10 protein-coding genes are annotated in these 12,727 nt (G+C 42.9%); 5 read left to right on the forward strand and 5 right to left on the reverse strand.

The features are described 5' to 3' along the window. Positions 1–52 precede the first annotated feature (52 nt). On the reverse strand, positions 53–703 hold the full coding sequence (locus RCO84_RS08905) for a hypothetical protein (RefSeq protein WP_006846432.1): 651 nt from the start codon (positions 701–703) through the stop codon (positions 53–55). A 226-nt stretch (positions 704–929) separates the two neighbouring features. On the opposite strand from RCO84_RS08905, the gene rfbA reads away from it, so the two are divergent. The 3 genes from rfbA (at position 930) to RCO84_RS08920 (ending at position 4,926) form a co-directional block, all read left to right on the forward strand. Then, positions 930–1,805: a glucose-1-phosphate thymidylyltransferase RfbA gene (gene rfbA / locus RCO84_RS08910; RefSeq protein WP_144154002.1), complete on the forward strand. Its 876-nt coding sequence runs from the start codon at positions 930–932 to the stop codon at positions 1,803–1,805. Positions 1,806–1,870: 65 nt separating this feature from the next. Continuing rightward, entirely contained in the window at positions 1,871–4,414 is a 2,544-nt protein-coding gene (locus RCO84_RS08915; RefSeq protein ID WP_144154004.1) for a GumC family protein, read from the forward strand. Positions 4,415–4,497: 83 nt separating this feature from the next. Then, entirely contained in the window at positions 4,498–4,926 is a 429-nt protein-coding gene (locus tag RCO84_RS08920; protein ID WP_006846429.1) for a BT0820 family HAD-type phosphatase, read from the forward strand. A 122-nt stretch (positions 4,927–5,048) separates the two neighbouring features. On the opposite strand, the gene RCO84_RS08925 is transcribed toward RCO84_RS08920, so the two are convergent. From RCO84_RS08925 to RCO84_RS08940, 4 genes are all read right to left on the reverse strand, one after another. Further along, positions 5,049–7,199, reverse strand: coding sequence for a peptidylprolyl isomerase (locus RCO84_RS08925; protein WP_287818824.1), 2,151 nt, complete (start codon positions 7,197–7,199; stop codon positions 5,049–5,051). 176 nt (positions 7,200–7,375) lie between these two features. Then, complete coding sequence (locus tag RCO84_RS08930) at positions 7,376–8,647, reverse strand: hemolysin family protein (protein ID WP_144154008.1); 1,272 nt, start codon at positions 8,645–8,647, stop codon at positions 7,376–7,378. Positions 8,648–8,666: 19 nt separating this feature from the next. Continuing rightward, the gene (gene lptC / locus RCO84_RS08935) at positions 8,667–9,332 is read right to left on the reverse strand and encodes an LPS export ABC transporter periplasmic protein LptC (RefSeq protein ID WP_022120994.1); all 666 of its coding nucleotides are present in this window, start codon (positions 9,330–9,332) and stop codon (positions 8,667–8,669) included. A gap of 43 nt (positions 9,333–9,375) precedes the next feature. After that, positions 9,376–10,656, reverse strand: a complete 1,281-nt coding sequence (locus tag RCO84_RS08940) for a hypothetical protein (RefSeq protein WP_317584787.1) — start codon at positions 10,654–10,656, stop codon at positions 9,376–9,378. 210 nt (positions 10,657–10,866) lie between these two features. On the opposite strand from RCO84_RS08940, the gene RCO84_RS08945 reads away from it, so the two are divergent. Both RCO84_RS08945 and RCO84_RS08950 read left to right on the forward strand, forming a co-directional pair. Further along, on the forward strand, positions 10,867–12,099 hold the full coding sequence (locus tag RCO84_RS08945) for an Lnb N-terminal periplasmic domain-containing protein (protein WP_287587493.1): 1,233 nt from the start codon (positions 10,867–10,869) through the stop codon (positions 12,097–12,099). 67 nt (positions 12,100–12,166) lie between these two features. Continuing rightward, complete coding sequence (locus RCO84_RS08950; protein WP_264898951.1) at positions 12,167–12,526, forward strand: hypothetical protein; 360 nt, start codon at positions 12,167–12,169, stop codon at positions 12,524–12,526. Positions 12,527–12,727 lie beyond the last annotated feature (201 nt).

Here is a 12,727-nt window from a genome sequence, read left to right on the forward strand (position 1 = left end):
TTGAATAAAACAAATATTCTGCTATTTTTTTTCATTTTGGGCGCAACATTTGTTACTTTCCCATCTTCTGCTTTGCCTTTTCTACGTCTTCATCTGATGGACGTGGCTCTTTTTTGGCAAGCATCAATACCTGGAAGGTAAAGTCGGTTACCCATTGCTGGCTGAATGCCAAGCGCTTGTTGAACTGGCGCAACTGAAGCACGGTTTTCAGCACACTGGCATCAGAGAAATCATTCTTAGTGAAGATATCTTCTACAGTTTTAGCAGTCAGCTTGTAAAGCGAATTCTTCATGAAGCTAGGCAAACGGAGCTTAAACTTCATCAAGTTGCCCATCAGCATCATCAGATCCTGCGTAAAGTTCTGGAACTGGATGAGATATACATTGACATCCTGCAGTTTGTGGCAGTTCTTACGGATACTGGAATCTATTTCCTTGAAGAAGGCATCATCCGTATCATAGATATTCTTCATCATTTTCTTCACCTGTGCCTTTTCGCCAATACCCAGACGGTTATTGACCGTCGGAACATGCAGACTTGTCTTGAAGACACGCAAGTCTGGCAACATAGCCAAATTGGTGATACCTAACTGAGAAGCAAGTGCAGCCTGAAAGTATACACGGACCAAGGTCATGTAATCTTCCATTCCACCTACCTTTTTATCGTCGTCTTTACGACCGAATAGTTTAGCAAAAATTCCCATTCCTTTATTTTTTATTTTCTATATCTATTTAAATTGTTCTGCAAAAATACAATAAAATCAGTAAATACCCAAATCAAAGCGACGTTTTTTATCTAAAAAGGTGCTTTTTTTATCAAAAAATGCATTTTTATGGCTTATGATTTCACGCATTCAACTTTTTTTAGTAACTTTGCCGCGTTTTTAAGATAAGACTATTCAACTTTATTGTATTAGAAATAGAGAAGATATGAAAGGTATCGTATTAGCGGGAGGTTCGGGTACAAGACTTTACCCTATTACCAAAGGTATCAGTAAGCAATTGATACCAATTTTTGATAAGCCAATGATATACTACCCTGTTTCCGTGCTAATGTTAGCAGGAATCAAGGAGATTTTGATTATATCTACCCCATTCGACTTGCCTGGTTTCAAACGTCTGTTAGGTGACGGCAGCGAATTGGGGGTACACTTCGAATATGCAGAACAGCCATCACCCGACGGTCTGGCTCAAGCCTTCATCATTGGCGAGAAGTTTATCGGTAATGATACAGCCTGTCTGGTTTTGGGTGACAACATTTTCTATGGAGCCGGTTTTACGGGTTTACTCAAGGAAAGCGTAAAAGCTGCAGAAGAAGGACTGGCAAGCGTATTTGGCTATTATGTCAACGATCCGGAAAGATATGGTGTGGCAGAGTTTGATGAAAACGGCAACTGCCTGAGCATAGAAGAAAAACCAGAAATGCCTAAGAGCAACTATGCGGTTGTAGGACTCTATTTCTATCCAAACAGCGTGGTGCATGTGGCTAAGAACATCAAGCCTAGCGCAAGAGGTGAGTTGGAAATAACAACAGTAAACCAGCACTATCTGACAGAAAAGACTCTGAAGGTAAGAACCTTACAGCGCGGTTTCGCCTGGCTTGACACCGGTACCCACGATAGCCTTTCGGAAGCCAGTACCTTTATAGAAGTCATCGAAAAGAGACAGGGTCTGAAAGTGGCATGTCTTGAAGAAATCGCATTCAAACAAGGATGGATTGACCAAGAACAGTTGCTGAAACTTGCCCAACCGATGCTCAAAAACGGTTATGGACAGTATCTGAAAGAACTAGCGGCTAGCAGATAGTACAGATTCTATCATTTATCTTTTACGAATATAAAAAAGGTGTAAACACAATAGAATATAAAATAATGGAAGAAACAAAGAACTTTGATTTGGGACGTGATCAAGAGCAGGAAGAGAAGTCATCTATTGACTTCCAGTTGATTTATTCTACTCTTATCCTCAACTGGAAATGGTTCGTTCTATCACTCATTGTATGTTTGGGATTGGGATATCTCTACATACGCCATGCAAGACCGCAATACCAGGCAACCGCTAAGGTACTGATAAAGGATGACGACCAGAGAAAGAACAGAGGAATGGGTAACAGCATGATTCAAAATGCTGCAAACCTCGGTTTTATTTCAAACTCAAATGGTATAGACAATGAGATTGAAATTCTTTCGGCTCAAGACTTGGCTAACCAGGCTGTAGTAGACATGAAATGCTACGTGAACTATTACCATAAAGGAGCCCTCAGGGATCAGTTAGTCTATAAAGAGCAGGAAGTCAGCGTTGACTTAGACCTCGCTCATCTCAAGAAGCTGAATGCTCCGATCAAGCTTCTTATAGAGAAAACTGGCAGCCAGTATCAGGTAACAGGTTCATACTACATACCTGTAGATGCCTTTTCCTATCAGAAGGATCCTGTAAAGATTGAAAAGACTTTAGCTGGTCTGCCAGCAAGCATCAATACACGTGTAGGAACCCTCCACTTCACTCAGAACGGCAAATACGCATTAAAAGACGGTGAGAGCCTGAAGGTGATTATCGTGTCACCAGAAATGGCGGCTAAGGGCTATACAAAAGCACTGACTGTCAGCCAGACTTCAAAGACTACAACCATAGCCGAACTGGTGATGAAAGATGAAGATCCTCAGCGCTGCATAGACTATCTGAGAACTCTGGTAAATGTTTATAACCGCCAGGCCAACGAGGACAAGAATGAAATTTCTTTCCGCACAGAACAGTTCATCAACCAGCGTCTGGAGAAGATCAACAACGAACTGGGCAATACAGAAGGCCAGCTCGAAAGCTACAAGAAGCGTAACAATGTTGTAGAGATGAAGCTCAACGCAACAGCTGCCATCGCTAACTCAGACACATACGCCCAGAAACTCCAGGAGGCTAACACACAGGTTGAACTTCTGAATGAGCTTGGCAAATACATGAACGAACCTGGCAACAGATATCAGCCTATCCCATCAAACGTAGGTCTGACTGATGAAAGTTCAACAGAGTTGATTAACGAATACAACAAGATAGCTCTGAACCGCAACCAGATGTTGCATTCTGCCAGTGAGAATTCTCCAACCGTTACACCTTTGTCAGCCCAGTTGGATGACCTTACAAAATCTATCAAGCGTGCCATGCGCCAGGCTAAGCTGGGTATGGAAATCCAGCGTAACAGCATTGCCAAACAAGCTGCCATGTATGCCAATCAGATAGGTAACTCGCCAGAGCAAGAGCGAGTTCTTACACAGATTGGTCGCCAGCAGGAAGTAAAATCTGGTCTTTACCTGATGCTTCTTCAGAAACGTGAGGAAAACTCCATTTCGCTAGCAGCAACGGCAGACAAGGGTAAGGTTATCGATGCTCCTTCATTGGAAGGAAAGGTTAGTCCTAAGAGTCCTATCATTATGCTGATTGCCCTGGTACTGGGTATTGCAATCCCTGCCGGCATCCTCTTCCTGAGAGAATTCTTCAAGTACAAGATTGAGGGACATGAAGACGTGATGAAACTCACTCAGATACCTGTCATTGCCGATATTCCTGTAGCCAGCGACGCTGCCAAGAAGGAAGGAAAGGCTGACATTGTGGTTCACCAGAATGTAAACAACCTGATGGAGGAGATTTTCCGTGGCCTGCGTACCAATATTCAGTTTATGCTGAAAGAAGGTGAGAAGGTGATGATGTTTACCTCTTCTACATCAGGTGAAGGTAAAACATTCGTGGCATCCAATATCGGTATCTCGCTCGCCTTGCTGGGCAAGAAGGTTATCATGGTTGGTCTGGATATCCGCAAGCCACGTCTGGCAGAGCTCTTCGAGATTGACAACCACCATAATGGTATCACCAATCTGATTGTACACGACCATAATACATGGGATGACATTCAGAAACAGATTCTCTCTTCGGGTGTCAACAGTAAACTCGACCTCCTTATGGCTGGCCCTGTTCCTCCTAATCCAGGAGAGTTAGTAACCAGAGCAAGCCTTGACGACATTATCAGCCAGTTGAAGGAACATTACGACTATGTTATCCTCGATACGGCTCCTGTAGGTCTTGTAAACGACAGTTTGCAGCTTGGACGTCTGGCTAATCTCTGTGTATACGTCTGCCGCGCAGATTATACTCCAAAGGCTAGTTTCGGCATGATCAATGGTTTGAAAGCCGAGAATAAATTGCCTAACATGTGCTTAGTACTCAATGGCGTCGACCTCTCTAAGAAGAAGCACAGCTTCTATTATGGTGTTGGTAAGTACGGCAAATATGGTAAATATGGCAACTATGGTTCTTATGGATCATATGGCAAATATGGCAAATATGGAACTTATGGCCAGTATGGCAGCTATGGCAACTATAGCAACAGCCACTATGGCAATGCCAACGACAACAGTATCAAGAAGTAATTAAGAACATACATACAACAAAGAAAAGAGTCTTTCTATCCAGATAGGAAGACTCTTTTAGATTTTAAAAACATTAAGACTATATGGCAACAATTGCAGTAGATTTTGATGGTACAATCGTAACCCACGAGTACCCGAAGATTGGTACAGAGCTACCTTTCGCCACAGAAACATTAAAGATGTTAATTAGAGACCACCACAAGCTTATTCTCTGGAGCGTACGCGAAGGAAAGCTCCTGGACGAGGCAGTAGAATGGTGTAGAGAAAGAGGAGTTGAATTCTGGGCTGTAAATAAAGATTATCCTGAAGAGAGTCTGGAGAACAATAACCACTTCTCCCGCAAGCTCAAAGCTGACTGGTTCATTGACGACCGAGGTATCGGCGGTTTGCCTGATTGGGGGGAGATTTATCAGATTATCACCAACCATACCAGTTATCGCAGAGTACTGAAACAGAAGTTCGGCGAACAGCAGGAAGCTCCCAAAAAGAAACATTGGTGGAGCCGCGGATAAAAATGCTTCTCCAAAAGATATTCTTGCAGATACGATAAAAGATATCCCAATAAATAAAAAAGGTGTATTGCTCATTGGCAATACACCTTTTTTATTTATTGGGATAAATCTAAGAGTCTGAATTAGAAGAACAAGTAGCGGTTATCTACTACATGAGCGTTCAGATAAAGCTCGTTCATGAAGTTACCTGCATACTGCATAGCCTTCTGGCGGCACTTCTGCTCGTATGTCTTGTCATCGAACTTAACAGGACGGTTAGTCTTGTTAGTAACCTGGAAGAGATACACACCAGCGTTACCCTTCACAGCATGAGCAGAGAAAGCACCCTTCTTAGTACCTGCAACAGCACCAGAGAGAGCTGGTTCGCTAGCGCCAGTAGCTGCGATGAATACAGGAGCAGCGAAAGTAATCTGGTTTACAGAAGAAACCTTACCACCCTTAGCCTTAGCAGCTGCAATATTCTTAACACCATTCAACTTAGCCTCAATCATCTCAGCCTTCTTATCCTTGAGCACCTCTGCCTTAACAGTCTCCTTGACAACTGCATCATCCAAATCCCGATAACCGACATGATGAATCTTATCAAGAACCACAACCAACAGGTGGTTGTTGTCACCACACTCATAGAGAGGTGAAACCTCACCCTCCTTGCTATCGAAGATCCACTTCAAAGCCTCGCGTGTAGAATGGATGTTTGCTACATAGTGAACAGAAGTTGTAATATCCTTCAAGTCCTGAACCTTGTAACCTTCCTTAGCTGCATTCTTCAAGAGATCCTCTGACTTAGGATTAGCACTTACGAAACTAGAGAACTTGTTGTAAGCTGTACGATATGTACCCTGCGAGAAGTCGATAGGCTTCTTAATAACGGCAGCGGTATACTTGCTGACCATTGCCTTGCGGTCAAGAACCTGAAGAACTACATATCCCTGACCCAACTGAAGCTGGTTCAAAGAGTTAACTGCTGCAGTATTCAATGTATTGATGAATGTCTTGTTGTCCTTATCCATAGACTGGGCATACTCATACTGCTTGGTAGTCATCCAAGCCTTGTCACCAGTCTGACCATACTTCTTAGCGATAGCCTCGAAATCAGCACCACCGGCAATAGCGCCCTGAATAGAATCTGCCTTAGTCTTAGCCTCAGCTACTGAGTTAGCAGCAACTTGGATAACACGATACTGTACTGAATCAGGCAATTCCTGCTTAGCTACCAACTTAACGATGTTCAATGTATTGTCACCAGCATTAGCCTTAACAGCAGAAGTAGAACCTACAGCCATAGAATCAAGCTGAGCAGCAATATCACGTGGAAAAGCATCCTTTGAAACAGGAATACCAAGGTAAGCTACTGTAGAAGCTGACTTACGTACAACCTCTGTAGGATCTGCAGCAGCGGCAAGCTGCGTATGATAACCTGCAAACTCCTTGTTAAGAGCAGCACGGTCTGCTTTAGAAGCCTGCACCTCGATATCAACGAACTTGATGTCACGGCTCTCAACAGGCTGTTTGAAGCGTGCCTTGATCTCATCATACTTAGCCTTCAGATCGCTTTCAGAAATCTTTACCTTATCATCCTGGATGTCAGAGTAAGGGAAAGCAGCCAACTGAATCTGGCTCTCTTCATTCTCCTCCTTGAAAGCCATCTTTGCCTCTACAGGATTTGACAGGAAGCAACCGGCGAGAAGAGCCTGATACTTCTGAGCCAAAGTCTGCTGGCGAAGAGTCTTCTCGATGAATGACCAGTAGTTGTAAATCTTGGTATACTGATCCATCATCTGTGCGTTAGCAGATGGGTTAGCCTTCTGTGCCTTGTAGTCTGCCAAGAACTTCTGGAGAGAAGATGCGTCGAAACGACCAGTCTGCTGATTAACAAAAGGAGTCTGCTGAAGCATAGGGTTAGTACCTGTCTTCAAGATGTCCTGAAGTTCAGCGTCGGTTACAGTAAGACCCAACTTGCTAGCTTCCTTAGCGATAATCCGGTTCTGGATGTATGTATTCCATACCATATCCTTCACCTGATTCATCTGCTCTTCAGGAAGATTTTCCTGACCCTGTTGCATTTTAATAACTTCTGAATACTCATCAACGAGCTTCTGGAAATCCTGCACGCTGATTTTTTCGCCCAAAACCTCACCAATCTGCTGGCGCTCATTATTCTTTGCTGAATCGCAAGAGCGGAAAGCTTCCTCGGCAATAAAGGCGAAAAGGCCGAAACTGATGATACAAACCAGTATCACGCCTCTTTTTCTAATTGTTCCTAATGCTGCCATTACGTTTTAATTATTATTATTATTTTTATTTTTTCCTAAGTTTAGATTGAACCACTTTTAATGCTAGTAGCCAATTGTCTGCAAAAATACAAAAATAATACGAGAAAAGGGAATTTTTTGCTATCTTTTTTGACTCTTACCTCAAAAAAAGCAAAAAATTCCCTTTTCCCGCTCAGCTATTTGATGATGTGGAGTTTAACAAGCTCTATTTTACGGGATGTTGACTTGATAATCTTGAACTCGAAGTTATCAAACTTTATCACCTCGTTGAGTTTAGGAAAACTCTGATATTCATGCAGAATCAAACCACTCAAGGTCATATATTCATCACTTTCCGGCAGTTCAAGACCAAACATATCGTTCACCTTGTCAATCTCCAGTCGCGCAGAAAGGAGATAATCACCATCATCGGTTTTCTTGGCCACATACTTGGCAGCATCGTGCTCATCTTCAATATCTCCGAAGATTTCCTCAACGATATCTTCCAGACTCACCAAACCGCTAGTACCTCCAAACTCATCTACAACGATACCCAAGGACTTTTTCTGCTGCAAAAAAGTCTGCATCAGTTTCTGTGCCTGCATCGTTTCCGGCACAAAAGGAAGTGAACGGATATGATCCTGCCAACGTGAAGGATGATGGAATAGTTCGGAACTGTGAATATATCCCGCAATATGGTCTATATCCTCTTCATATACAATGATTTTCGAATTACCGCTCTCTATGAATTTCTGCTGCAGGTCTTCGAGAGAAGTATCCATTTCAACAGCCTGAATCTCAGTACGGGGCACCATACAGTCGCGTACTTTAGTATCGGAGAAATCAAGGGCATTCTGGAATATCTTCACCTCATCATTAATTTCATCTTCATTGGTAGCATTATCGATACTTGACTGCACAAGATAATCAAGGTCTACCTTAGAAAAGCCTTCATCCGCCCCCTCAGTATCCATCTTCATACCTATCAGACGCAGCAGGCACTTACTCAAGAAAGTACTGAACTTGCTGATAGGCCACAATACCACATAGCACAGATAAGCTATCGGACTGAAGATAGAAAGCAAGCGGTTCGGATTAGACTTGAAAAGCGTCTTTGGCAGAAACTCACCTGTAAAGAGTACTATCAGCGTAGACAGAATGGTATCTGCAGGCACCTTAAAGGCTGCATCAAAACCTGCGAAAATCGTATTGTCGAAAAGACGGGCTATCAGGATACCATAAACTACAAGGGCTATATTGTTGCCCACGAGCATGGTACTGACAAAGCCATTCGGATGATTATAAAACAAAGATAACAGTCGTTGCGTAAGGCCGTTTTTCTCCTTATCCATCTCCGCCAACATACGGTTGGAAGAGACGAAGGCAATCTCCATTCCGCTGAAGAATGCAGAAAAGACCATCGTAATGAGAATGCCTACTACTAAACTCATATCCACCTGTTCATTCATTATATCTTTTTCTTTTTAATTAGTGCATGATAGGAATCGTAGTAGCTCTGACTGGTGTAGCCGGCTGACGGAAGTTATTCTTGACAGAATCAGGCTGGCTGCTCAAAGTATCGGCAGCACCACCACCTCCTGTCAGGTCTCCCTTTTCAAAGCTACCCTTCGAATTGCTCACATAATAGCGCGTCATCTTTTCATCACTCCAGAAATGAGAACCCTGTAGCGTTCTTTCAGGAGTAACAAGTTTACTGAATACGTTACTTGACAATTCGTGCTTATTCTGGTCCCAGGTAAGTTGCTCACTATTGAAGCGCAAACCATCTTTGGTCAGGATGCTCACCCTACCATAAAGTTTCCATATCTTCTGCTGATCATAATAATAAGCTGTATCACACTGGATATAACTATTAATATGGAATTTCTCATCAAACTGTTCCAGCAAAAGTCCCTTATCAAAGATCCACAAAGATGGATTCTTACTGGTATTCACCTCCCACCGTTCTGTTACGATGCGATATTTCATAACTCCCGAGTCGCTTACCAATGTATTTACACCATACGACGTCATCATCGCCACCGAGTCTTGCGGACGGATGGCGGGCGCAGTATGTTCTACCTGGTTCTGGCAACCAGCCAAAATCAGGAACATCAGGATACCGACAACATAAGAGCCTTTTATTCTATACATTATTATATATAGATTCTATACATTATTATATATAAGCGGAAGATTAATCCATCTTCCACTTCTTAAACCAATCCTCGTTGAATGTGAATCCGATATTGATACGGAAAGAATTTTCCTTAATCAGATCCTTAGCCGAACTCTTCACCCACTGACCGCTGATATTCAGCATGGAGCGGTTGTTGTAAGAGTTCATGATAGGAATACCGAAACCGGCACTTACAGAGATTTCCTTCGGACCATCAACACCATTCATCTTATAATAAGGTGTGGCATAGCTGGCACCTACACGATACTGAACACGCTTGAAGAAAGCACGGCTACGCTCTCCATAGCAATACTGGGCACCGAGATTAAACTTGCTTCTATCTTTGTAGATGCCACCCTGCAAAGTGTAATTGGTACCATCAAAACTAGGATAACCCAAGCTACCCCACTTCTGCAGACTGTAATCAAAGCCAACCTTCCACTGGTTGTTATGATTCCACATCACACCCGCACCAATCATGGTAGGCAACTTGTAAGCCTTGCCGATAGAGTAAGCGGTGGTATCGGTAACACCGTTCTGGGTATCATTAGAAATGATTTTCATATCAGCAGAAGCGCCCAAACCATGTCCTGGTGAGAAGGTGACACCCACGGTAGCCCAATCTTTCTTTGAGAACTGATGGGTATACTGTACACCGAAATCAACCTTATAGCTGTTCACCTGCATAGAATAGTAGCGGGTGAGGGTCTTGTAATAAGAATTGCTGTAGCTGTTTGATACACTTCTGTCTATACTACCCCAGAGATATGAGAAGTTGGCACCTACGGACAAGCCCTTGACCGGTTCCCAACCCGCACCGATGTATGCCTGATGCAAACCACCATCGCCGGAATAAGTATTAGTATAGTAAGCTTCCTTGTCAGCATTCACCCAGTCTGATGCAGAATAATTATAGCCAACATTGGTAAAAGGAATGATACCGAAGCTCATACCTACATGTGGCAGCAAGCGGAAACCTGCAACAACATACTCAAAATTTGAGTTGTTGGCATTCTTCTTCACACCATTCTCTTCAAAATTTGTCACCTGACCAGAGATACCGGCATCAAGGATGAAAGTCATCGAATCAATTGAAGCATAAGATGCAGGGTTGAGATAGTTTACCTGATTATGCTCATGAAAGCCAAGACCGACTCCATTCATACCGCGATTAAAACCAGAAGTCTGGTCCGACAAGATGCCAAGACCATACTGGCTGTATGGCGAATTAGTACCACTTTGGGCATTAACCATAAGGGCTGACCCCAACAATAGGGTTGCTAAAAAAAGCTTTCTCATTCTTTAATAATCATTCAAAATTATATTCAGAGTGCAAAAGTATTAAAAAAAATCTAGAAAAAAGAAGGATAATTGAAAATAATAAGGTATTTTTGCATCGTGAAACGTTTTAAGCATATTTTTAGTGCCATTTTAGCAGTAATTTTAATCAATTTAACTACTGAAGTGGCTGCACAGGATTTTTCAAGAGACAAAGACTCTGATATTTCTGTGCAGAACAGTCGTGTCAATGAAGAAGCTACTGCGTGGCTCGATTCTGTTGACATTTCTCTCCTGACTTGCGGACCAGGTCAGGAGGTGTGGTCGTATTATGGACATACCGCTCTACGCATCCAGAACAAAGCTATGGGAACTGATGTTGCCGTCAACTGGGGTATGTTTAGTTTTAACCAAAGTTGCTTCATACTCCGTTTTGTTTTCGGACTCACCGATTACCAGATCGGCATCTACCCTATGAGCGACTTCATTGCCGAATATGCACGTGAAGGCAGATGGGTAAGACAGCAACGCCTCCGCCTCTCCCGTACAGAGAAACTGGAAATTCTGAGAAGCATCGACAAGAATGCACAGCCGGAGAACCGCGTATACCGCTACAATTTCTTCTATGACAACTGTACGACCCGGGCACGCGAGATGATTCTCTCCAACATTGGGAACCAGAGTACCAACTTTAAAGATATCCCTACCACTTCTACCTACAGGGAAGAGATTCACAAACTCAACGCACAGCACCGCTGGGCAAGATTCGGCAATGACCTTCTTTTGGGTTGTCAGGCAGACCGCCCTATCACACAAAGAGAATGGGAATTCTTGCCAGACAATCTGAGCAAAGACTTTGCCACAGAAGGAAGAACCGACTTTATTGATGCATCTCAGACTGCAGACGGCAAAACCAATACAACAAGTGCCAGCGGCTATATCACCCTGGTAGATGAAACATCCGATATTATCCCAGCCCAGGCACAAATAACAGACGATGCTCCTGTTACACCACGAATGATAGCCATAGCCCTGGCAATCATCATCATAGGAACAACGGTAAGAGAATGTGTAAAAAAGAAAAACTACTGGTGGTTTGATGCCATTCTGCTTGTTCTGACAGGATTACCGGGACTGATTCTCTTTGCCATGATCTTCTCGCAGCATCCTACCGTCCAGATAAATTTCCAGATTCTGATACTGAATCCGCTCAACCTCATCTTTGCCTGGAAGACTGTCAAGAGGATGAAAGCAGGTCGTCAGTATTGGTATTTCGAACTCCTGGGATGGCTTCTGCTCATAGCTCTGTTCATGCAGATATGGCAGAACTATGCTGAGGGTATGAGTATTTTGGCACTTTCTTTGCTAGCGAGATACTGCGTCAAGTCGACCATGATGGATTTAAGTCCAAACAATTATGGTTTGCAGAAGCATATCGTAAAGAAATTCAGAAAGAATAAATAGACATTAAAATATACGTAAGGAAACGATTGGCACAACATCGTTTCCGAACAGAAGAAGATAAACAACAATGATGGTAAACAGATATATCACAGCCCTTTTGGTTGTCCTGGCGGCAACCGGCATGGAGGCGCAGACTTATCAGCAGGCGCTGAAGTTTGCGCTTACGGATATATCCTACGATGAATTCATCCAGCAACCGGAGGCGAAGGCATTGGAGGAGGACATTCTCTGCGTGCTCAAAGCCATCAAAGCGGCATCAGAAGATGAGAGCATCGCAACGCATCATCCTATCCTGTCGGCAACACTTGCCGCCAATTCTTCTGACATTCTGACAGACATTCATTCACATATTTATTATGATTCCCCTACGGAGCATAGATACAGAGTTCCGTATGGGAGTATTGTTATTCGAGGTCCAGACTGCTGATTTTATGCTTTCTGTAAGCAAAACTCAGAAGATTTGCCAATAAAACAGGTAATAATTGGCAATTCCTTGCAGATTTACAGATATTTTTAGTAAATTTGCAAACTAGTAATAAACAACAGGAAAAAGCAGAAGAGGAAAAAAGGACTGACAGAGCAGCATTTGTCTTAACTCCTTAACTTCTTTAACTCCTATATTTCGAAT

Source organism: Segatella copri (assembly GCF_949820605.1).
Taxonomy (GTDB): Bacteria; Bacteroidota; Bacteroidia; order Bacteroidales; family Bacteroidaceae; genus Prevotella.

Coding starts and splice junctions, on each gene's coding strand:
- RCO84_RS08905 (WP_006846432.1), bottom strand. CDS start 703: ATGGGAATTTTTGCTAAACTATTCGGTCGTAAAGACGACGATAAAAAG.
- rfbA (WP_144154002.1), top strand. CDS start 930: ATGAAAGGTATCGTATTAGCGGGAGGTTCGGGTACAAGACTTTACCCT.
- RCO84_RS08915 (WP_144154004.1), top strand. CDS start 1,871: ATGGAAGAAACAAAGAACTTTGATTTGGGACGTGATCAAGAGCAGGAA.
- RCO84_RS08920 (WP_006846429.1), top strand. CDS start 4,498: ATGGCAACAATTGCAGTAGATTTTGATGGTACAATCGTAACCCACGAG.
- RCO84_RS08925 (WP_287818824.1), bottom strand. CDS start 7,199: ATGGCAGCATTAGGAACAATTAGAAAAAGAGGCGTGATACTGGTTTGT.
- RCO84_RS08930 (WP_144154008.1), bottom strand. CDS start 8,647: ATGAATGAACAGGTGGATATGAGTTTAGTAGTAGGCATTCTCATTACG.
- lptC (WP_022120994.1), bottom strand. CDS start 9,332: ATGTATAGAATAAAAGGCTCTTATGTTGTCGGTATCCTGATGTTCCTG.
- RCO84_RS08940 (WP_317584787.1), bottom strand. CDS start 10,656: ATGAGAAAGCTTTTTTTAGCAACCCTATTGTTGGGGTCAGCCCTTATG.
- RCO84_RS08950 (WP_264898951.1), top strand. CDS start 12,167: ATGATGGTAAACAGATATATCACAGCCCTTTTGGTTGTCCTGGCGGCA.